Annotated in this window: 17 protein-coding genes and 1 riboswitch; of the genes, 10 read left to right on the forward strand and 7 right to left on the reverse strand. The window is 62.7% G+C overall.

The features are described 5' to 3' along the window. Window positions 1-7 precede the first annotated feature (7 nt). Window positions 8-151: riboswitch (FMN riboswitch) on the reverse strand. Between the two features lie 171 nt (window positions 152-322). Both HMPREF3087_RS08805 and HMPREF3087_RS08810 read left to right on the forward strand, forming a co-directional pair. Then, entirely contained in the window at window positions 323-754 is a 432-nt protein-coding gene (locus HMPREF3087_RS08805) for a MarR family winged helix-turn-helix transcriptional regulator (RefSeq protein ID WP_070428836.1), read from the forward strand. Window positions 755-763: 9 nt separating this feature from the next. Further along, on the forward strand, window positions 764-1,552 hold the full coding sequence (locus HMPREF3087_RS08810; protein WP_070428837.1) for a DUF3800 domain-containing protein: 789 nt from the start codon (window positions 764-766) through the stop codon (window positions 1,550-1,552). A 196-nt stretch (window positions 1,553-1,748) separates the two neighbouring features. Here the strand turns inward: HMPREF3087_RS08810 and mgtE are convergent, their stop codons facing one another. Beyond that, window positions 1,749-3,092, reverse strand: coding sequence for a magnesium transporter (mgtE, locus tag HMPREF3087_RS08815; protein ID WP_062023194.1), 1,344 nt, complete (start codon window positions 3,090-3,092; stop codon window positions 1,749-1,751). A 105-nt stretch (window positions 3,093-3,197) separates the two neighbouring features. On the opposite strand from mgtE, the gene HMPREF3087_RS08820 reads away from it, so the two are divergent. After that, on the forward strand, window positions 3,198-5,294 hold the full coding sequence (locus HMPREF3087_RS08820) for a RecQ family ATP-dependent DNA helicase (protein ID WP_070428838.1): 2,097 nt from the start codon (window positions 3,198-3,200) through the stop codon (window positions 5,292-5,294). Between the two features lie 37 nt (window positions 5,295-5,331). Here the strand turns inward: HMPREF3087_RS08820 and HMPREF3087_RS08825 are convergent, their stop codons facing one another. Next, complete coding sequence (locus HMPREF3087_RS08825) at window positions 5,332-6,138, reverse strand: DedA family protein (protein WP_070428839.1); 807 nt, start codon at window positions 6,136-6,138, stop codon at window positions 5,332-5,334. A 54-nt stretch (window positions 6,139-6,192) separates the two neighbouring features. Here HMPREF3087_RS08825 and HMPREF3087_RS08830 point away from each other — a divergent pair, with 54 nt between their 5' ends. Further along, window positions 6,193-7,152, forward strand: a complete 960-nt coding sequence (locus HMPREF3087_RS08830) for an alcohol dehydrogenase catalytic domain-containing protein (RefSeq protein WP_070428840.1) — start codon at window positions 6,193-6,195, stop codon at window positions 7,150-7,152. 80 nt (window positions 7,153-7,232) lie between these two features. Here HMPREF3087_RS08830 and HMPREF3087_RS08835 read toward each other — a convergent pair whose 3' ends face one another. Both HMPREF3087_RS08835 and HMPREF3087_RS08840 read right to left on the reverse strand, forming a co-directional pair. Continuing rightward, a complete protein-coding gene (locus HMPREF3087_RS08835; protein ID WP_070428841.1) occupies window positions 7,233-8,768 on the reverse strand; it encodes a carboxylesterase/lipase family protein in 1,536 nt (511 codons plus the stop codon). 148 nt (window positions 8,769-8,916) lie between these two features. Continuing rightward, window positions 8,917-10,221: a hypothetical protein gene (locus HMPREF3087_RS08840; RefSeq protein ID WP_083272119.1), complete on the reverse strand. Its 1,305-nt coding sequence runs from the start codon at window positions 10,219-10,221 to the stop codon at window positions 8,917-8,919. Window positions 10,222-10,619: 398 nt separating this feature from the next. On the opposite strand from HMPREF3087_RS08840, the gene dnaK reads away from it, so the two are divergent. The 4 genes from dnaK (at window position 10,620) to HMPREF3087_RS08860 (ending at window position 14,741) form a co-directional block, all read left to right on the forward strand. Further along, window positions 10,620-12,470 carry a molecular chaperone DnaK gene (dnaK, locus tag HMPREF3087_RS08845; protein ID WP_070428842.1) on the forward strand — a complete coding sequence of 617 codons (1,851 nt, stop codon included), beginning with the start codon at window positions 10,620-10,622 and terminating at the stop codon, window positions 12,468-12,470. Continuing rightward, entirely contained in the window at window positions 12,470-13,144 is a 675-nt protein-coding gene (locus HMPREF3087_RS08850; RefSeq protein ID WP_070428843.1) for a nucleotide exchange factor GrpE, read from the forward strand. Before dnaK ends, HMPREF3087_RS08850 begins: the two co-directional genes overlap by 1 nt. A 137-nt stretch (window positions 13,145-13,281) precedes the next feature. Then, entirely contained in the window at window positions 13,282-14,286 is a 1,005-nt protein-coding gene (locus tag HMPREF3087_RS08855; RefSeq protein WP_070428844.1) for a DnaJ C-terminal domain-containing protein, read from the forward strand. After that, window positions 14,286-14,741 carry a heat shock protein transcriptional repressor HspR gene (locus HMPREF3087_RS08860; protein ID WP_062023219.1) on the forward strand — a complete coding sequence of 152 codons (456 nt, stop codon included), beginning with the start codon at window positions 14,286-14,288 and terminating at the stop codon, window positions 14,739-14,741. The genes HMPREF3087_RS08855 and HMPREF3087_RS08860 overlap by 1 nt, the downstream gene beginning before the upstream one ends. A 128-nt stretch (window positions 14,742-14,869) precedes the next feature. Here HMPREF3087_RS08860 and HMPREF3087_RS08865 read toward each other — a convergent pair whose 3' ends face one another. Together HMPREF3087_RS08865 and HMPREF3087_RS08870 are read right to left on the reverse strand one after the other, a co-directional pair. Further along, entirely contained in the window at window positions 14,870-16,120 is a 1,251-nt protein-coding gene (locus HMPREF3087_RS08865; protein WP_070428845.1) for a hypothetical protein, read from the reverse strand. Between the two features lie 253 nt (window positions 16,121-16,373). Continuing rightward, window positions 16,374-17,165: a maleylpyruvate isomerase family mycothiol-dependent enzyme gene (locus HMPREF3087_RS08870; RefSeq protein WP_070428893.1), complete on the reverse strand. Its 792-nt coding sequence runs from the start codon at window positions 17,163-17,165 to the stop codon at window positions 16,374-16,376. 177 nt (window positions 17,166-17,342) lie between these two features. Between HMPREF3087_RS08870 and HMPREF3087_RS08875 the strand changes: the two genes are divergently transcribed. Continuing rightward, a complete protein-coding gene (locus HMPREF3087_RS08875) occupies window positions 17,343-17,927 on the forward strand; it encodes a MarR family winged helix-turn-helix transcriptional regulator (RefSeq protein ID WP_083272120.1) in 585 nt (194 codons plus the stop codon). Window positions 17,928-17,968: 41 nt separating this feature from the next. Here HMPREF3087_RS08875 and HMPREF3087_RS08880 read toward each other — a convergent pair whose 3' ends face one another. Next, a complete protein-coding gene (locus tag HMPREF3087_RS08880; RefSeq protein ID WP_070428847.1) occupies window positions 17,969-19,096 on the reverse strand; it encodes a diacylglycerol/lipid kinase family protein in 1,128 nt (375 codons plus the stop codon). Window positions 19,097-19,195: 99 nt separating this feature from the next. Between HMPREF3087_RS08880 and serS the strand changes: the two genes are divergently transcribed. Further along, window positions 19,196-20,482 (forward strand): serine--tRNA ligase, encoded by a 1,287-nt coding sequence (serS, locus tag HMPREF3087_RS08885; RefSeq protein ID WP_070428848.1) that lies wholly within the window; start codon window positions 19,196-19,198, stop codon window positions 20,480-20,482. The last annotated feature ends 33 nt before the right edge of the window (window positions 20,483-20,515 follow it).

Genomic DNA, 20,515 nt, shown 5'->3' on the forward strand with positions numbered 1-20,515 from the left:
CGAGCAGACTGTGTTCCTCCCATCCAGACTCTTACTGTCGGTCTCGGAATTGCACCGAGTCAGCCGGGTGTTCGCACGGCGTGTGCCGTGGAGCAGCCGGGTCGCGGACTGTCACCGCCGGTACGGAATTTCACCGTCCCCGGAACATCTGAGGCTCATAGTAGCCCCTGGGTGTGACACGTGCGACACGGGGTGGGGAGGTGCCGGGCTGACGAGGTGCCTGCCCGGGTGCTCCGGGGCGGCTGGTTCTGGGGTGGTCGGGGTGTGAGGCGGCTGGGTGTGGGCCTTTGCGGCGTGCATAGCCAAGTTATATAAATGAGGTATGGAAAACGAACGTCTTGTCACTGATCTCGTTGCCGCAGCGGGGCGCTTCACCCGCGCTGTTCGTCGTGGCACTCACGGTGACGAAGGCTGGTCGGCCTGGCGTGCGCTGGCGGTCATCGACCAAAGTGAGCGCACCACGGTCGGGCTGCTGGGCCAGCTGTACGGATGTTCGCAGCCGGCAGCCACGAAGATCGCGGCACGGCTGACCTCGGACGGTTTCATTACACGCCGACCAGACCCAGATGACGCGCGCGCTTCTCTTCTGGAGATCACGGACAAGGGCCGTCAGTGGCTCGTGTCTGAACGCACCTCGGCGGTGCAGAAAATGGGTTCGACGGTCGACGACCTCACGGCTGAGGACGTCGCGGCGCTCACCCGTTCGGTCGACCTGCTCAACAGCATGGCGGCAGCCCTTGTCGAGAAGGAATGAAGGGCAGCGATGTCTGAGAAATACTTCGCCTACGTTGACGAGACTGGTGACCTTGGTGACTTGAGCGTGAGCCCCAAAGCAAGCCCGCACTTCGGAATGGCCGCCATTCTTTTTCCTGCCAGCGCAGCCGGCGATGTTCGCCGAATGATCACAGACCTTAAGGACGAATTCAGAGTTCCCCACGACAAGCCGTTTTCGTGGAAGGAGTACGTGCGAGATCACGACCGGCGCCTCTATGTTGCCGACCATCTCAGCATGTTGGACAAGGTGCAGGCCATCTATGTCTACACCGATAAGGCCGCCGTGACTGAGGGTACGTACACCACGGAACGTGGCGCGCTTTATAACTATGTTGCCGGAAAAATGTTGAAGAACATCCTCTGGGCGGCCCGGAACTCTGGCGTCAAGAAAGGTGATTTGACGATCCGCTTTTCACACGTCAAAGGCTTTGACCACGATTCTGTCAGCCGGCCCTACCTTGAAACGACTTTGCCGGCTCAGCAAAGCCTCCCGATGGAGTTGCTTGACTCCCTTCAGTGGGTGGCTGCGACGAAGTACCGCGAGTCCGATGTGGCCGATCTCTTTGCAGGCTGCTTGAATGAGGCTCTGCGCCCTGGGCGGTACGGGCACGTGGAGGGACGCTACCTCCGCACGGTCTGGCCGCGTGTACGAGGCGTGGAAAACTGCACTAGCGCCAGCAACTACTGTGCCGTTCCCCTCGGATTTATGGCAATGCCGAATTACAAGGTGATCTCACCCGGGTGGTTCCCTTGTCCCGATTGTCCCAAAATTAAATAAGGAGCGGATTAGCACTCCCCGGAGTCGATCCACTTAAGGAGTGCGGCGTTGTGCGCCGCCGAGCATCCGGGCGAGTGCTAACCCGCTCCTTCAGGTAAACACCTCTAATATCGTGGTGTTTCCTACCCGTAGGATACAGGACCCCTTGTGCGCGTATCAATAGCGCACGAGCTGTGGGCTCGCCGGTTCAACCACTTCAGCTGAGCAGAATTGCCGTGGCGATCGAGAAGTAGATGATGAGGCCCGTCGCGTCAGCGAACGTGGAAATGAACGGGTTGGAGAACACCGCAGGGTCGGCGCCGACCTTCTTCGCGACCAGCGGCATGACCCCGCCGATCGTTGCGGCCATCGTGCAGATGGACAGGAGGGTTAGTCCGATGACGGTGCCGATCCCCACATCGAACGCCAGTGACGCCGCCAGGAAGCCCAGAACACCCAGGGTGAGTCCCAGGGTGAAGCCCACGCGAGCCTCACGCCAGATGATCTTCGGCATGTCGCGAACACGAACTTCGCCCATTGCCAGGGCGCGCGTGACGGTTGTTGCCGCCTGGTTGCCGGTGTTGCCGCCCGTACCGGTCAGCAGCGGAATGAACAGGGCCAGCGCTGTCAGCTGTGCCAGTCGGTCTTCGAATACGTTGAGCACCTGCACCGTCAGAACAGCCGAGACCGCGAGCATCGTCAGCCACACAACGCGGGACCGGAAGATGCTGAAGATCGACGCTGACAGGTAGGACTGCGCCAGGGGCTCCGAACCACCGGAGCGGGCGGTGTCTTCCGCGTCTTCTTCTTCGACGATGTCGATGACGTCGTCAATCGTCAGGATTCCCACCAGACGCTGTTCGCGGTCGACAATCGGCATAGCAATGAGCTTGTCGCTCAAGAAGCGGCGCGCAGTTTCTTCACGGTCGTCAATGGCGCTGGCGCTCACCGGCTGGTTGGCGATGTCGCGGATGACAACCGAATCGTCTTCGCTCAGCAGGCGGCGCAGACCGATGACTCCCGTGAGTTTGCGGCTGGAATCGACAACCGGCAGCAGGTAGATGGTTTCGGGGTCGTCAATCCTGCGGCGGACATAGGCCATGGCCTCACCCACCGTGAAGTCCTGATTGATGCCGATGACCTCCGGCGACATGTAGCGGCCGATCGCTTCGGGCGGATAGCCCAGAACCGAGGCGGTCATGTGGCGTTCGGACGGACTCAGCCCGGCCATGAGCCGGTCGGCGACCGCCGCCGGCAGTTCGTCGAACACGAGCGCGCGGTCGTCCGGGTCGAGGTCTTCGATGAGTTCGGCGACGTCGGTTGAGCGCAGCCCCCTGATCAGATCGGCCTGGTAGGCCGGCGGGAGGTCCTCAAAGATGTTCAGCGCGGTGTCTTTGTCCAGCACCCGGTAGAGCACGGCGGCCTGTTTGGCAGGCATTGATTCGATGAGGTACTGGAGGTCGTCGTTGCTGACGTTGCGCGCAGCGTGGGCGAGTTCGGCCAGTTCTGCTTCGCCCTGGGGCCGCGATCGCAGCGCTTCTTCTATGAGTTCTACGGACACTGCCCCTCCTTGCGCTGCGTTTGGGGAAGGCCGTGCGGCACGCGGCGCGGTGCTGAAGGTGATTGATCAGGCCGCCGTGTCGGTGCTCCCCCATAGACTTCGAATATGTCACGCGAAAACACTCTGCATGCCTCCGCCCAGTCGATCTTAGCCCAACTGACAGGGCGCCCCGACGCGGTTTTTCGCGACGGACAGCAGCAGGCAATCGAGACCCTCGTCCGCGATCGGCGGCGGGCTATTGTCGTCCAGCGCACCGGGTGGGGAAAGTCCGCCGTGTACTTCGTGTCCGCCCGGCTGATCCGCGAAGCCGGGGGAGGGCCGACGCTCGTCATCTCCCCGCTTCTGGCCCTTATGCGCGACCAGGTGGCGGCAGCCCACCGGGCCGGTGTCAACGCGGTCACCATCAACTCGTCGAACGTCACCGAATGGGACGACGCGGTCGAGGCGCTGCGTCAGGACCGCGTTGATGTTCTGTTCATATCTCCCGAACGGCTGACGAACCCGCGCTTCCGCGATCACGTTCTCGGCGAGGTTCTCAAGCGGGTCGGCATGATCGTGGTCGATGAGGCTCACTGCATTTCAGACTGGGGGCACGACTTCCGACCGGATTACCGGCGGATCGGCGCGCTGGTGCGCTCGCTTCCGAACTCCGTGCCCGTTTTGGCTACAACCGCCACCGCTAACGAACGGGTGGTTGCCGATGTCGCGGCTCAGCTGGGGGACGACACTGTGGTTGTCCGCGGTCCGCTCACGCGCGATTCCCTGCGCCTGGGCGCTGCCGGGGTGTGGTCGGCCCAGGACCGCATTGCGTGGCTGTGCCAGCACGTGGGAGATCTCCCGGGCAGCGGCATCATCTACACGCTCACGGTCTCAGCCGCCGAAGATCTCACGCGGGCACTGAAACAGGCCGGATGGAATGTCGAGGCCTACACCGGCAGCACGGATGCCGAGGACCGCACGCGGCTGGAAGACGCTCTGAAGAGAAGCGAACTCAAAGCACTCGTGGCCACAAGCGCGCTCGGTATGGGCTTTGACAAGCCCGACCTGGGATTCGTTGTGCACTTCGGCGCCCCCGCCTCGCCCGTGGCCTACTACCAGCAGGTCGGCCGTGCCGGCCGCGCAGTCGAGCACGCGGATGTCCTCCTCCTGCCCGGTGCCGAAGACCGCGCAATCTGGGACTACTTCGCAACTGCCTCGATGCCGGATCCGCAGGCGGCCGACCGCGCGCTGCAGGTTCTTGCCTCAGCAGATGGGCCCATGTCTGTCCCCGCTTTGGAGCCGCTTGTCGACATCAAGCGCTCAGCACTGGAACTGCTGCTGAAAACCCTGCAGGCAGACGGTGCTGTTGATCGAGTGCAGGGCGGCTACGTGTCAACGGGTGCCGGCTGGGAATACGACGCCGAACGCTACGCCGGTGTTGCCGCTGCCCGCGAACGCGAAGCGCAGGCCATGGAACAGTACTTGGCCACAGATGACTGCCGCATGGTGTTCCTCGCCCGCCAACTGGACGACACAACGGCCCAACCGTGCGGACGGTGCGACAACTGTGCTGGCACGTGGTGGTCAGAGGACATCGACGCGGGCCTGCGTGAGGGCGCTCAGTCGCTGCTGTCCTCCGTCGGTCTGCCTGTTGCACCGCGTGCCCAGTGGCCCACCGGGATGCCGAAAGCCGGCATCGACATCAAGGGCAAGATCCCCGAAGGCGAAAGGGCGGACACAGGCAGGGTCATTGCTCGGCTCACCGACCTCGGGGCAGGGCAGACGCTGCGACAGTTCCTGACTCCGGCATCACCCGATGAGCAGATACCCAAGACCATCGGCGACCTCGCGGTCTCTGTTCTGGCCGATTGGGACTGGGCAGTGCGCCCCGACTGCGTTGTCGGCATTCCCAGCGCACACCGCCCGAACTCCGCGCAGTCCCTGGCCCAGGGGCTCGCCGCTGTGGGCCGTATGGAGTACTTGGGTCAGCTGGAACTGCTGCGCGATCCGGGCAGCCCCGATGTCAACAGTGCCTACCGTGTCAAAAACCTGTGGGACGCCCTCAGGGTCGGCCCGCAGTTGGAAGCTGCGGTGGCTGGACGCACAGTCCTGCTGACGGATCTCGAAATCGCATCGCGCTGGACCATGACGATCGCGGCGCGCCTGCTGAAGCAGGCGGGAGCGGCGGCAGTTCTGCCGTTCGCGCTCGCCCAGCGCGGGTGACTTCACTTAGGGCGGGTGAACTCGCCGGGTCCAGAACTTAAGATTCCGAGTTCTTGCGTTTGGCAGCCCGGTCGCGTTCCTTCTTAGAGGTCCAGATGACGGTTCCCACGATGAGCGCCAGTGTGATCCACAGAGCGTATTTGTCGATGAGCTTGAGCAGATCAACTGCAGGCTGACCTATGAACCAGCCCAGGCTGGCACTGACCGTGGACACCAGCAGGGCGCACGCGATGTTGGCGCTGATGAACGTGCGGAATCGCATTCCGGACCATCCGGCCACCAGCCACACCAAGGATCCGGGCACACCCGGGAACCGGCCGAACACCACGAGCACCACCAGCAGCCACTGCGGCAGATCGCGGATTCGGGCCGCTTTCCTATAGGCCTTCGGGGTGTTGGCCACCAAGCGCACCACGTTCTCTCCCCAGTGGCGGCCGGCCAGCCACCACAGCCAGTCGAACTTCACCGCGCCGATGAAGCCGGCAAGGATTGCAAACCACAGCGGGTAGCCCTCGACCTTGGCGAATGCGCCGGCTCCGGCAATAACGGTTTTTGCTCCCGTGATGACAGACAGCAGCACCGGCATTTTGGCAATGAGAAAAGGCCGAAGGGGGAAGATCACAAGAAAGAACAGCGGCAGGCCGATGATGAAGCCCAGCAGCACTTTGTCTGCTTTTGAGGGTTTGCGGTCGCCCCACGGCCACGGGATCGGCTTTTCGGCTTCGGCGCTGCTGCCAGCGCTGTCGTCAGAACCGCCCTCAGGAGCACTGTCGCGGCCGTCGCGTGGAACGCCATCATCGGGAAGGTCGCCGTGCTTGTCGTCCGCTCTTTCTTCGTGTGCCATTCCAGTAGTCTAAAGAAAGACCGCTGCCGGCAACGACGCGCGACAGGAGCTCTTATGCGAATCTTCGGCTTCACTGAATACGGCGGCCCCGAGGTGGCCGGTTTCCTCGGTGTTCCCGCCCCGCGACCAGGGGGTGACGGCGTGCTCATCGACGTCGAAGCGACCACCGTCAATCCCGGCGATATCAAGGTTCGCTCCGGCCAGCGGCAAGAGTCTTTTCCGGTGCGCTTCCCCATGGCCATGGGCCGGGAGGCTGTCGGCACGATCCGCGAACTCGGTCCGGACGCTCCGACTGACTTGGAAGTCGGCCAACGGGTTTTCGGTTCGGCGGCTCCCGGCATCGGAACTTTTGCCGAACAGACAGTGCTGACCGGCACCTCGGCGACCCCGCTGCCTGAAGAGCTGAGCGCGGGAACAGCCGCCAGCATTCCCGCGGCGTTCGGGACCGCGCACGATGCGCTCAATCAGCTGGGCTTGCGGCCGGGCCAGCCGCTGCTGGTGATCGGCGCTGGAGGAGGCGTCGGATCGTCTGCTCTGTCGCTTGCCAAAGCCGCGGGGCTGACGGTGTGGGGAGTGGGTTCGGCTGGGAAACACGATGTCATTACGCGCATGGGCGCTGAACACGTCGAATCCGGTCCGGGGTGGACCGACCGGGTACGCCGGCTGGGCACTCCGGTGGCAATTCTTGATCTGGTGGGCGGCGATGTGCTCCGTGAGGGAGCCGAGCTCCTGTCGGACGAGGTGCCTGCTGGTTCTGCTGGTGAAGGAGCCGGTGATGTTGGTCAGCGAGTGCGGATCCTGTCGGCGGCAGACCCTGCTTTGGCGAAAGAACTCGGCGGATCGGGCATTGTTCGGCACCGGACGCGCGAGGTCTACGCCCGCATTGCCCAGCTGTTGGCCGCATCGGCCGCGCCCACGTGGGTTTCAGCCCGCTACCGCTTTGCGGATGCGGCGCAGGCCGTGGCGGACGTTGAGGCCGGTCACGCTGCCGGCAAAATCATCATCCGCATCTGAAGCGCCAGCCGACCCAACCTGCCACAAGCGTCAGCCGAGCAGCCGGCGGAAGCCCGGCGGCGCCTCGTCAGATCAGCCAGTCAGAGCAGTCCGTGGGGTGCCGCGGGCTGGCGAACAAAACACTTCCAGCGCTCAAGCAGCGGGTGCGGGAGGACCCGCTCCTCGTCGGTGTGGGCGTCGAAAATCCGGGTGGCGCCGTCGTGGCTGAACTCCGGCCAGTCAGCCCGGCCGGTGCGGGCAAAGCGCAGCCAGGCGTCCCGCATGCGGCGGCCTGTGCGGCGTTCGCGCTCCGTGGGGCCCTGCGGGAAGGTCAGTGCACCCATCCCGTCGGTGTAGTTCTCAAACAGCAGCGGCAGGTCGACCGAGTGGGCGGCCTGGATTCCGCCGCGAGGGTCGGCCTCCAGCAGATAGGTCCACGCACCCGGAATCGCCTGGGCGATGTCGAGGGCCGGCACCGTGAACATGAAATCGGTGTTGACGCGTTCGTAGATGACCGGTGGGCGCGCTGTGCCTTCCGGTGCAGTGATCAGATGGGCGTACTGCGCTGACTCCGGCTGGGTGCGCGGGCCGATGGTTCCCAGAATGCGCTGTGCGACGGCGTCGTTCGGCTGGCTGCGCGCAAGCGCCATGAACAGGTTGAACTCTTCGGCGTTGCTGCCGATGATCACCGGAATGTCCGGCGGTGTGCTGCGCAGCGCCTTCCACGGCCCGCGCGGCAGCACAGTGCCGTCGACCACCGGGGTCAGGGGCGGTTCGAAGGCTGAGGCCGCACCCCACGAGCCCATGCTGCGCTTGGCGGTCGAGTTGAGCTCTTCCAGCACGGCGCGGCGCTCGGTCAGGCTGAGTGAACCGAAGAACTCCGGCGTTGCCTGCGTTTCGGGGTGCATTTGGCCGGCTGCGCGGACAGCCGTGTCGGTGATTTGGGCTGCGAGGTCGGCTTCGAGGACCATGGACGGTGGCGACTGCAGGATGGCGCGCTGGAACAGGCCCTGCGCATCGGGCATTGTCAGCAGGCAGTGAATGGCGCCGGCACCAGCGGATTCACCGAACACCGTCACTCGCTGCGGGTCGCCGCCGAAAGCGGCGATGTTGTTCCGCACCCAGGTGAGAGCCGCAATCTGGTCGAGCAGGCCGCGGTTGGCCGGAGCGCCTTCCAGGTGGAGGAAGCCCTCAAGTCCCAGCCGGTAGTTGATGGACACGAAGACGCAGCGCTCGCGGGCGAAGACGGTGCCGTTGTACTGCGGTTCGGCTGAACCGCCCAGGACATAGGCCCCGCCGTGAATCCACACCATGACCGGCAGTGCTTGACCCTGTGTGCGCTGGGCGGGCGTCCACACGTTGAGGCTCAGCCAGTCATCGCCGTCGCGGTGCTCCTCCATCGGGATGTCGCCGGCGGGCATGAACTGCGGGCAGGGCGGACCGAAGGAGGTTGCCGCGAATTCTCCGCCGGCCAGGCTCTCCAGGGGCCGAGGTGCCTGGAAGGCTGCCGCTCCTGTCATCGGCTGGGCGTACGGGATGCCCAGGTAGCACTCGACTTCGCCGTCGCTGAGCCCGCGGACGGTACCGCAGGGGGCGGTGACGGTCGGCTGGTTGGATTCGGCTGATGTGGAAGTCATGGGCTCCGGTGTTTGTCGGTGGCGGTCTGACAGTCGTTGTGCCCACCACGATAGTCGCCGGGGTCGTGTTTGTGCCGGGTGTGACCGGGACAGATGCGAATCGGGCCGGTGGGAGTGTCCCACCGGCCCGATTGCCTATGTTGGTCGATCAGAAGATGCCCTTGTGCTTGGCGGGCTTGCCGAGGTCGTTGACCGTGATGTCCTTCGAGGACACGTTCTGGTCGTTGTAGGTCGACTTATCCCCTTCGGCGCGTTCAACCTGGGTGACCGAAATCGAGTTCTTCAGACGGCCTTCGGTGGTCTTGCCGTCACCGAACTTGAAGTTGGCGATCAGCTGGTTTTCGCCCTTCTTCACCGGGTTGGACAGGGTGACGAGGAAGGAGCGGGTCGAGGTCTTCTTGTTGAAGCCGAGATCCTGCGTGTAGGCGCCGTTGAACCAGCCCGGGGTGATCAGACGGTCAACGCCTTCGGGCCCGTCTTCGGTCTTCACGTCAACGCGGTAGGACACTGCCGGGTCTTCGCTGAAGTAGCGGTCGGTGCCGACGTTCTTCACGCGCAGTGCGGCGATGCCCGCGTAGCCGGGAACCTTGCCGTCGGTCACGGTGATCTGCGGTTCGAGGTCGAGCTTCTGCTTGCCCGCCGGCTTGCTGCCGCCTGAGCCCTTGACGGGTGCGTCATCGGGTTCGATGGTGTTCTCGGTGGGCTTCGGGTTCGGCTTTTCTTCAACTGTGGGCTTGCCGGTCTGGTCCGATTCGGAGGCGTTTCCGTAGATCTTGACGCGGACTTCGTTCTTGATCGGTGAGAATGCGCGCCATGCGGTCGGGTTCGACCAGGTGCCGTCGGACTTGCAGTGCTGCTGCGTGCCGATCATGTTGATGGCGCGGAATCCGTAGGTGGCGTCGCCGGTTTTGCCGGCGGGGACATCGTAGGGGCCGATGGTCTGGCCGACGTCCCAGCTCAGGGAGTACGAGGCCGAACCGCCGATGGTCTTGGCCAGTTCCCAGGCGATGCCGAAGTTGCCGGTGGTGTCTTTCTTGGATGCGGAGCCGCCGCCGTTGACAGACACGGATTCGGTCTGGCTGCCGTTGACCTCAAGTGAAATCGACTGTGACTTCGAGGTGTTCTGGGTCAGCGGGATCGCCTTGTCGGTGTTGTTGGTGGTGGAGATGGTGCCGACGGGCAGGAACTTGTCGGTGACTTTGTAGACGGTGGTGCGCTTGTCTTCCAGCGCGTTGCACACGGGGTGAGGGTTGAGGACGTTTGCCTTGATGTGGTCGGACTTGTGGGTCGTCTTGACGATCGGCAGGTTCGGGTTGAGGGCCGGGGTTTCCGGGTACTCGTGGGTGTTTGTTGCCGCGGAGGCGGGGGAGGCGGCTGCAACCATGGCCGCGGTCGCTGCGAGTGCTGTCAGACCGCCGGCGGCGGAGCGCAGGAGTGACTGTGTCAGCTTCATCGGGTGGTCCTCTCGTGGTTGTCATTCTTGTTTGGTGACGTGCGTCACCGAGTTGACAACTCAAAAGTAACTTACTGGCCGGTTGACTCGGTGGTCACAACAGTGCCTTTCGTCCAAGATTTCGGAATCGAGTTGTTTTAGAGGCGCGGACTGGCCTCCTGACCAGGGGATTTATCGGTCCTGAAAATTTTTCTCAAGATCAACTTCGGCTGTCACAAAACTTCTTCCCGTTTTTTCTTCCGCCGGGGAATAAGGTCAGGCCCTTTAGGGTTGAGCCTAGTGAACGCAAGTTTGATGAAGGTCTCAGGCTCAATGAGGTTGACGACCCAAGCATCCAGTAGCAGACTTGAGTCAGATGCACTCAGAGTGCGAAGGCTCTTTTGAAAGGAGACACGAACATGGCTCGTGCAGTAGGTATTGACCTTGGAACCACCAACTCGGTCGTCGCGGTTCTCGAAGGCGGCGAACCGAAGGTCATCGCAAACGCTGAGGGCGGCCGCACCACTCCGTCGGTTGTCGCAGTGAACAAGAACGGCGATTCCCTTGTGGGTGAAATCGCCAAGCGTCAGGCTGTCACCAACGTTGAGAACACCGTTTCCTCGGTGAAGCGCCACATGGGCTCCGACTGGACCACCAAGCTCGGCGACAAGGACCTTTCGGCACCGGAAATCTCGGCTCGCATTCTGCAGAAGCTCAAGCACGACGCTGAAGAGTACCTGCAGGATACCGTGACCGACGCCGTCATCACCGTCCCCGCATACTTCAACGACGCTCAGCGTCAGGCAACCAAGGACGCCGGTCAGATTGCCGGTATGAACGTCCTGCGCATTATCAACGAACCCACCGCAGCAGCTCTGGCCTACGGTCTGGAGCGCGGTAAGGAAGACGAACTCATCCTCGTGTTCGACCTCGGCGGCGGAACCTTCGACGTTTCGCTCCTGGAAGTCGGCAAGGATGACGACGACTTCTCGACGATTCAGGTGCGCGCCACCTCGGGTGACAACGAACTCGGCGGTGACGACTGGGACCAGCGTCTTGTCGACTACCTGGTCGGCCAGGTCAAGAGCGGCTACGGCGTGGACCTCACCAAGGACCCCACCGCCATGCAGCGCCTCAAGGAAGCTGCCGAGCAGGCCAAGAAGGAACTGTCCAGCGCAAGCAGCACCAACATTTCGCTGCAGTACCTGTCGATGAGCGAATCCGGCCCCATCCACCTGGATGAGTCCATCAGCCGTGCCAAGTTCGAAGAGCTCACCGAGGACCTCCTGGCCCGCACCAAGAAGCCCTTCGAGCAGGTCATCGCAGATGCTGGCGTGAGCCTGTCCGACATCGACCACGTGGTCCTCGTCGGCGGCTCCACCCGTATGCCCGCCGTGACCGAAACCGTCAAGAAGCTCACCAACGGCAAGGAGCCCAACAAGGGTGTCAACCCGGACGAAGTCGTCGCAGTCGGCGCTGCCGTCCAGGCTGGTGTGCTGCGCGGTGACCGCAAGGACGTGCTGCTCATTGACGTCACCCCGCTGTCGCTGGGTCTCGAAACCAAGGGCGGCGTGATGACCAAGCTCATCGAGCGCAACTCGCCGATCCCCACCAAGAAGTCCGAAACCTTCACGACGGCCGAAGACAACCAGCCGTCCGTGTCGATTCAGGTCTTCCAGGGCGAGCGCGAATTCACGCGCGACAACAAGCCGCTGGGCACCTTCGAACTGACCGGCATTGCACCCGCTCCGCGCGGTGTTCCGCAGATCGAAGTGTCCTTCGACATCGACGCCAACGGCATTGTGCACGTGTCGGCCACCGACAAGGGCACTGGCCAGGAGCAGTCCATGACGATCACCGGCGGTTCGGCTATTCCGCAGGAAGACATCGACCGCATGGTGCGCGAAGCAGAAGAGCACGCTGAAGAAGACAAGAAGCGCCGCGAAGCTGCTGACACCCGCAACAACGCGGAGACTGTCGCCTACCAGACGGACAAGCTCATCAAGGACAACGACGACAAGCTGCCCGAAGACGTCAAGAACGAAGTCCAGGCAGATGTCGACGCTCTGAAGGAAGCCCTCAAGGGTGACGATGACGACGCCGTCAAGCAGGCCTACGACAAGCTCCAGCAGTCGCAGACCAAGCTGGGCGAGGCCATCTACTCGGCAGCTCAGGCTGAAGCCGGCGCGGAAGGCGCACAGGCTGACGCAGGTTCTGCTGACGACGATGTCGTTGACGCCGAAGTCGTCGACGAAGACGAGGAGAAGTAATGACCACCGAGAACCCAGACGGCCGCGACGCCGGCGACCAGGGCTTCTCGTTCAAGGACAACCGTCGGATTGATCCCGAAACCGGTCAGGCCCGCCCCGCGGGTCAGGCCGGGGACGGGGCCGACGGCCCGGAGTCCGAACAGCAGCCGGAAGGCCAGCAGGGTGCAGAGCAGCAGGCTGAAGCGGACGCCTCGAACCTCGGTGTCGAGATTCCCGACGACACTTCGGGCATTGAAGACGCCGAACCGCAGCCGGAATCGGACGAAGCCAAGCGCTACCTTGACGACCTGCAGCGGCTCAACGCCGAATACGCGGCCTACCGCCGCCGTTCGGAACGCGACCAGGAAGTCGCTCGCGCAGCAGGCCTGCAGGGCGCGGTCGAAGCCCTCATGCCGGTGCTTGACGAAGTGAAGCTGGCCCGCGAAGCCGGCGACGTCACCGGTCCGTACGAAAAGCACGTCGACAGGCTCCTGGAAGCTCTCGGCAAGCTTGACGTCGTGCAGTACGGCGAAGTCGGCGAAGTCTTTGACCCGAACATCCACGACGCTCTTATGCAGCAGCCTTCGGCTGATGTTGAAGAGCCCACGGTGTTCATGGTCATGCAGCCCGGCTACAAAATCGGCGAACGTGTCATTCGGGCGGCTCGGGTAGGGGTTCACCTCCCCGAAGCCTGACACGCTCACAGCTGCCGAGGCGGAGCTTCCGACCACCCGCAGGGGCACCCAGGTGCCCCACGGGGAAGGTGGGGCTCCGCCTCGGCCGCTAGAAGAACCTAAGAACAGAACATTTCGGCATTGAAAGGAGGGGCCGGATGAACTCGGGACCGCAGAATGAGTGGTTCGAGAAGGACTACTACAAGACGCTCGGAGTCTCCAAGGATGCCTCCGATGCTGAAATCAAGAAGGCCTACCGCAAACTTGCCCGCAAGTACCACCCGGACGCCAATCCGGGAAACGCGGAAGCAGAAGAGAAGTTCAAAGAGATCTCGGCTGCCAATTCGGTGATCGGCGATCCAGAGACCCGCAAACAGTATGACCAGGTGCGCGCCATGGGCGGCGGCGCCAGGTTCCAGGCGGGTGCCGGCGGTGCTGGTGCCGGTGGCTTTGAGGACATCTTCTCCGGCCTGTTCAACACCGGTGGAGGGGGTCGGACTCGTGCCGGTGGATATGCCGGTGGTTACCCCGGCGGGGGTCCGGATCTTTCTGACCTGTTCGGCGGCGGCTTTGGCGGTGGCGGTTTCGGCGGCTACCAGCAGGCTCCGCAGAAGGGCGGGGATATCCGCTCGAAGGCTCGTCTGAGCTTTACGGAAGCCGTTGAAGGCGCCACCGTGAAGCTCAAGATGCCCGGTGGCAAACCGCTGACTGTCCGCACTCCCGCAGGTGTGAAGGACGGACAGGAGGTACGTGTTCGCGGCAAGGGCAAGCCCAGCCCCAACGGCGGTCAGGCTGGCGATGTGATTCTCACGGTCGAGGTTGCACCGCACAGCGTTTTCACGCGTGATGGCAACAATCTGCGCATGACGCTGCCGGTGACGTTCCCGGAGGCGGCTCTTGGAACTCAGGTTTCGGTACCCACTTTGGGCGGGCAGCCGGTCACCATGAAGATTCCTGCGGGCACGCCGTCGGGTCGCACACTGCGTCTGCGTGGGCGGGGCATTGATGCGAAGTCCGGCAAGGGCGACCTGCTGGTGACCGTCGAAGTGACGGTGCCGCGCAACCTGAATGCCGACGCGAAGAAGGCCGTAGAGGACTTTGCCGCTGCTACCGCGGGCGAAGATCCGCGTGAAGGGCTGCAGAGGAGGGCAGGTGAAGCGTGATGATTCCCGCAGACCGTCCTGTCTACATGATTTCTGTTGCCGCTGAACTGGCCGGCATGCATCCGCAGACACTGCGGCAGTATGACCGTCTGGGGCTGGTGACACCTCAGCGGTCTGCTGGGCGCGGTCGCCGCTATTCGGCTGACGACATTGAGAAGCTTCAGCTGGTGCAGCGGTTGAGCCAGGATGACGGCATCAACCTCGAGGGCATTAAGCGGATCCTGCGGATGCGCGAAGAAATCGAGGCTATGCGCCGCGAACAGGAAGCTATGCGCGCCGAAATGGACGCGATGCGCAGGCGGCTGGAGACTGCCGGCAGGATTTTCGCAGCGGCGTCATCTGGTGATGTTGTGTCCTTGTTTGAGGATTCGCAGGGGGCAGGCCGCAGGGCGCGTCCGGCCAGGCGCATTGCCGGTGTTCTGATGCCGGGCACTTCGTCGCGTCGTACCCGGTAGCGGCTCCGCCGGCCGTTTTGCAGTAAGGCCCTGAGCGGCGCGGCTTTCAAGCAACAAGGAGGGGCGGCCCTGTGTGGGCCGCCCCTTCTAGTGTCAGTTCAGAGCGTCAGTTCTGGACTGTGTTCTGCTCAGGCCTTGCGGGTGCGGCGGGTGAGCAGAACGGTTGCGCCGCCGACGGTGAGCAGTGCGACACCTGCTGCCAGGCCCCCGAGGCCCTGACCGGTGCGCGGCAGGTAGTCGGACGAACCGGACGTGGTCGATCCGCTCACGTTGTCCGAGGCACCACCGGAGACGGATCCGCCGCCGCTGCCGGCCTGTTCATCGCTTCCGGTCTGGTCGTCGCTGGATTCGCCCGCGTCGCTGCTCTTGCCGGAGACGACTTCGAAGGAGTCTTCGAGCTTCTGGTCGTCGAATTCAGCGGTCACCTTGTACTTGCCGAGGTATGCCGACGGGTTGGACTTGTCGACACCGGCTGCGGAGAAGACGGCGTTGCCGTCCTTATCGGCAGTTGCGGTGGTTTCGTACGCCTTCACGTTCTTGGCGTTGCCGGAAACACCGGTGACGGTGAACTTCACCTTGGTGCCGGGCTCGAGGCCGGAGACGGTCGCAACGACGCCCTTCTTCTTGTTGACGAAGTCAGCGGCGGTGACCTTCTTGTCCGACAGGTTCAGAGCCGGGTCCTTAGCCGGAGCTTCGTCGTCGCTGTCGTCTTCATCGGCAACGACCGAGAACTTGAGGGTGTCAACTTTAACGGTATGGGTCTCGAAGGCCAGGAACACGTCGACTTCGTATTCGCCGAGGGAGCGTTCGGGGTGTTCGTCATCAACTTTCGGCTTGAGGGTGGCTCCGGCCTCGCGGCTCTCTTTGACTTCTACTTGCTTGGAGTAGCTGACGGCCTGGCTGCCGCTCCTGCGCAGCCAAAAGTCGACCGTGTGGCCGGGCTCGCCGTCCTTGTACCGGACGTCGATGCCTTTTTCGCGAAATTCGCTTAGGGTGATCTTGTCAGTGCTGATTTCGGCCGAGCCGACGTCCGGGGCGTTGTCTTCGCCTTCATCGGTTTCGCTGGCATCTTCTTCGGTGCTTTCCTCGCCACCGCTTTCTTCACCGGTGCCAGGGTCCGATTCGCCAGCGCCGTCGTTGCCGCCGGTTTCGCTGTCGCCAGCGCCGTCGTCTCCGCCGACTTCGGATTCATTCTCATTGTCTTCGCCGGGTGCGGGAGGTGCGGAGCCGTCGTCAGTGGGCTGCTCTTCCTGCTGGGGCTTGGATGTCGGTGTGTCCTTCGCGGTTTCGTCTGCGAATGCGGGTGCTGCAATTGCTCCGAGCGAGCCGGTCAGTCCAAGCGACAGAGCCACGGCTGGAGCGAGGATGTTCTTCTTCACTGCGATCCTTCGAGTCATACGGTGCTCACGGCAACAGGTGCCGATCAAAAGGTCCACATGAGCCTAAAGATCGCTGAATTGCGCCCGCAAGCACTCTGAGGGAGTACGTAAAAGTAACTTCGAAAGCCGAAAAAGTGCCTGGTGAGGGCGGTGTGTTTACGCAGAGTTCATTTTCAGAATGTCCGGAATCCCGGAAAATCTGAGTAATTGTTATTTAAATGAGGCAAAAGGCGGTCTGCGCTGCGCTGCTCGGTCACACCCAGGGTGGGGGAGTGGGCAGATCTTCCGGCGTGGCCGCACCGGCGCCGCCCTTCGCATCGTCCTGCCTGCCTGATGCCGGCCATCCGCGGCCGATCGCGTACTGCAGCAGCTCATTGAATTCGCCGGTTACTTCAACCGGCTGACTGTAGTCAGTTTCGTTCTTCTCGGTTCCGGGAATGTCGATGCGCCACTCGGTGAGGTCTTCCCGGTCGGTCACGTGGAAGAGGAAGTTCGCGCGGGTCTCTGTCTTCTTCCAGTAGCCAAGGAGTTCAGCAAAAATACGGTCGGCGGCGGCTGTTGGGAAGTCGAGTGCCGTGTATCCGATGTTGAGGTCCAGCGCGTGGACAAAGCATTCTCGTGCGCGCGCCCACGGAATAAACGATGCTGCGGTTTCTTCGCCCTGCCCCGTGCGTACGAGCACCGACCAGGCGTCGTCGTTCATCGTGTTGAGTGCTTGTGTGAGTTCCTCGGAAGCTTCGTGGGCCATTGTGCTGACATCCCCATCGGGAGTTGATGCCACCAGCTGTTCGATTTCGGCGTCCCGTGCTGCCCGCGACGGGTACATGGGGTTCTCATTCCCAGTGCGTGCCCATTCGATTAAGCGCATAAATGCATCCGCATTGGCGATGACGTGCATCGCGACATGCTTGCGGGTCCATCCGGGCAGTCGTGACGGGCCGCCCATTCCGGTGTGTGTCACCTGATCCAGTGCCTGCAGGTAGAACCCTTCGGCGAGCATCCTCAGCTGGAGATCGTCTGTCGTGCTCGGGGTGTTGTCAGCCATATTCACGACCATACCGTTGTGCACTTGCTCGGGGCAGGTGCAGACGTCGTGGGTATGGGATACTTCAAATGATTATTGCCTGTCTCGATGGCAAGGGAACAAGAAGTTGAATTTACCTTGACTTAAGGTTGCAGTGTAGAATTCGGGCTTATTCGACCAGCGAAATTCGGCAGGTCGATGAAACATCGCGTAGACGCGGAGAGGATGGTCGTGCAGGAGGACCATACGGCTGACACGGAAGCCGGTCAGGGCGGCCCCACGCCCTATGACATCGCATCGCGTATCGGGGATATCCGCGCTGTTGACAAGTGGCGCAACATGTTCTCCGGCAGCAAGCCCATGCAGGCATGGAGGCTGTGGCACCTGTTCAAGTCGAGGGTGGTTGAGGGCTGCGACGCCAGCCTCAAGCAGAACACGCGAGTAGATCTGGTTGACCTCTATATTCTGGTTGCGCTCCACGACGCCCCGGATCAGCAGATGCGGATGTCGGACCTTGCCGGTGCTGTCGGCTTTTCGCCGCCCCGCATGACCTACCGGGTCAACAAGCTTGTGCAGTGCGGCTTCGTCACGCGGGAAACGCAGACTGGTGACGCTCGGTCACAGTACGTGCGGATCACCGCTGAGGGGACCGAAGAGATGACTGCGGCAAACGAGCTGCACGAATTCCAGATCCAAGAAATCTTCGGCAAGGTCTTTTCGGACGAAGAGCTCGACAACCTCAGCATGGTCGCAGCTTCGCTTCTGACTCTTCGTATGCCCTGATCCGCGCACTTCCTGAACCGGTCAGCCCGGTCAACCTGCGACTACCCCGGCAGGTTCCACTGTGCTGAGCGCATTTGGCGACGCTGATTCGGTGTGGGCGTGCGCAGCGTCAAAGCCGCGTGAACTACCCTCATCTCGAAGTAGTCGCTCATGCCCGCAAAGTCACCGTCGAGCTGCAAAGCGAGCTCTTCTTCAGCTTCGATGGTCACAGATGAACAAGTGACGATCTCGGTGGCAATCCCCCGCTTTCGACGGCCAACCACTGCCAGCAGAACACTCGCCCACTGTGCAATGTTCTTCGGTGTGGTCACCAGAACATTGATCAGCCCGTCATCCGGTCGCGACCCGGGCAGCAGCTCAAGGCCCGCCTGCACGCGACCGGCATTGGCGCCCAGCACCGAGCGGATGGAGTACGACTGCACCGGTTTGTCGTCGAACTTCATCTTGACTTTGGTGCGGTTTCCAGTCAGCTGGCGGCTGCCGGCCTCAACATAGGCCAACCAGCCGATCCGCTCTTTGAGTTCCGGCGACACTGTCTCCATGACCGCTGCGTCATAGCCCATGCCGGTCATGACAACGGATGTATCAGGTTCGGCCTGCGGGCTGGTGCGCGTGCGGATGACGTCAATGTGCCTGTCGTGTCCGTACATTGCGATCTTGATCGACCACTCCGGGTTTTCAAAGAACAGGCCGGTGTTCCTGGCCAGCAGGTTCCCTGTGCCGATCGGCACCAAGCCCAGCGCCACATCGGTGTCGGCAATAACGTGCGCAACAGCGCGCACGGTGCCGTCCCCGCCGGCGGCGATGATGAGGTCAACCCCCTCATCGACAGCCTTCTGGGCAGCCGCGACCCCGCCGTCCTCTTCGTCCGAGGGAATGATGAGCGGCTGAGCCCACCGCGAATTGCGTGCCTCGGTCTGGGCTGCGGCGATGATCTCCTGGGCCTCTGGCTTTGTGGGGTTGTAGACCACGGCAAACCTGGGCTGTTTGTCTGACGAGGTGCCGCTGGACTCGCGCTCGCTCGTCACCTTGGCGAGTTCCGAGGAACTTTGACTGTCAATGCTTCGGCGTGTGCGCAGTGCTCCGACGCTGTGACCGATCGCGTAGGCAACAAGAGCTACGACGAGTATCAGCAGGATGGTCAGAACGGTCTGCGTGCTGAAGTACATGATGCGAGTCTAGCGGCGCAGGCTGTGAGGTTCGTGCGGATCGGGACGTTCTCACTCCCGTCACCTGCACGTTCGACAGGGCCGGCTAAGCTTAGGGGCGTGATTGATCTTGTGCAGCTGAGGAACAACCCGGACGTATTCAAGGCCTCGCAGCGGGCCCGCGGCGGCAGCGTCGAACTGATTGACGACGTCCTGTCCGCCGATTCTGCCCGCCGGCAGAGTCTGACCGCTTTCGAAGAGGCTCGCGCCCAGCAGAAGGCCTTCGGGAAGAAGGTTTCGCAGGAAAAGGACCCCGAAGCCAAGCAGGCGCTCGTAGCCGAAGCCAAACAGCTGGCCGAACGCGTCAAGTCGCTCGAAGCCGACGCTTCGGAAGCCGAGCAGGCCTTCACCGCCGCGGTGCAGAAGGTTCCGAACCTCATCATCGACGGTGTGCCCTCCGGCGGGGAAGAAGACTCCGTCGAGATCCGCCGTGAAGGAACGCCTCGTGATTTCGCCGCCGAAGGCTTCGAACCGAAAGATCACCTGGAGATCGGCGAAGGGCTGTCCGCAATCGACACCGGCCGCGGTGCCAAGGTGTCCGGATCCCGCTTCCACTATCTGACCGGCTTCGGTGCACGCCTTGAAATGGCGCTGCTCAACCTGGCGATGGACACCGCCATCGAGGCCGGCTTCACCCCCGTTGTCACGCCCACGCTCGTCAAGCCCGAAATCATGTCCGGCACCGGATTCATGGGCGAGCACGCTGACGAAATCTACTTCCTGGAACGTGACGACCTCTACCTGGTCGGCACCTCGGAAGTAGCCCTGGCCGGCTATTACAAAGACGAAATCATCGACCTGTCCGACGGTCCCATCCGCATGGGCGGCATTTCCAGCTGCTACCGACGTGAAGCCGGCTCCTACGGCAAGGACACCCGCGGAATCATCCGAGTTCACCAGTTCCAGAAGGTCGAAATGTTCGCCTTCACCCACGTGGAAGATGCCGAAGCAGAACACCAGCGCATGCTCGACCTGCAGGAGAAGATGCTCGGGTACTGCGAACTGCCCTACCGCGTGATCGACATTGCCGCAGGTGACCTCGGCGACTCCGCCGCGCGCAAATACGACACGGAAGCCTGGGTGCCCACCCAGAACACCTACCGCGAACTGACCTCCACCTCGAACTGCACCACATTCCAGTCCCGCCGCCTCAATATCCGCACGCGCGGTGAAGACGGCAAGACCGAAGCGGTCGCCACCCTCAACGGAACCGTGGCGAACACCCGCTGGATCGTGGCGATTCTGGAAAACCACCAGCAGGCAGACGGGTCGGTCAACGTTCCCGTCGCACTGCAGCCCTACCTGGGCGGCATCAAGGCGTGGGGGCCGGAAGGACCACGGCACTGACACAACGACCACAGCCGGATGACTCACAGGAGA

The sequence above is a fragment of the Brevibacterium sp. HMSC22B09 genome, assembly GCF_001806795.1.
Classification (GTDB): domain Bacteria; phylum Actinomycetota; class Actinomycetes; order Actinomycetales; family Brevibacteriaceae; genus Brevibacterium; species Brevibacterium ravenspurgense.

Coding starts and splice junctions, on each gene's coding strand:
- HMPREF3087_RS08820 (WP_070428838.1), top strand. CDS start 3,198: ATGTCACGCGAAAACACTCTGCATGCCTCCGCCCAGTCGATCTTAGCC.
- HMPREF3087_RS08840 (WP_083272119.1), bottom strand. CDS start 10,221: ATGAAGCTGACACAGTCACTCCTGCGCTCCGCCGCCGGCGGTCTGACA.
- HMPREF3087_RS08850 (WP_070428843.1), top strand. CDS start 12,470: ATGACCACCGAGAACCCAGACGGCCGCGACGCCGGCGACCAGGGCTTC.
- HMPREF3087_RS08805 (WP_070428836.1), top strand. CDS start 323: ATGGAAAACGAACGTCTTGTCACTGATCTCGTTGCCGCAGCGGGGCGC.
- dnaK (WP_070428842.1), top strand. CDS start 10,620: ATGGCTCGTGCAGTAGGTATTGACCTTGGAACCACCAACTCGGTCGTC.
- HMPREF3087_RS08825 (WP_070428839.1), bottom strand. CDS start 6,138: ATGGCACACGAAGAAAGAGCGGACGACAAGCACGGCGACCTTCCCGAT.
- HMPREF3087_RS08870 (WP_070428893.1), bottom strand. CDS start 17,165: ATGGCTGACAACACCCCGAGCACGACAGACGATCTCCAGCTGAGGATG.
- HMPREF3087_RS08830 (WP_070428840.1), top strand. CDS start 6,193: ATGCGAATCTTCGGCTTCACTGAATACGGCGGCCCCGAGGTGGCCGGT.
- HMPREF3087_RS08855 (WP_070428844.1), top strand. CDS start 13,282: ATGAACTCGGGACCGCAGAATGAGTGGTTCGAGAAGGACTACTACAAG.
- HMPREF3087_RS08835 (WP_070428841.1), bottom strand. CDS start 8,768: ATGACTTCCACATCAGCCGAATCCAACCAGCCGACCGTCACCGCCCCC.
- HMPREF3087_RS08860 (WP_062023219.1), top strand. CDS start 14,286: ATGATTCCCGCAGACCGTCCTGTCTACATGATTTCTGTTGCCGCTGAA.
- HMPREF3087_RS08880 (WP_070428847.1), bottom strand. CDS start 19,096: ATGTACTTCAGCACGCAGACCGTTCTGACCATCCTGCTGATACTCGTC.
- HMPREF3087_RS08810 (WP_070428837.1), top strand. CDS start 764: ATGTCTGAGAAATACTTCGCCTACGTTGACGAGACTGGTGACCTTGGT.
- HMPREF3087_RS08875 (WP_083272120.1), top strand. CDS start 17,343: ATGAAACATCGCGTAGACGCGGAGAGGATGGTCGTGCAGGAGGACCAT.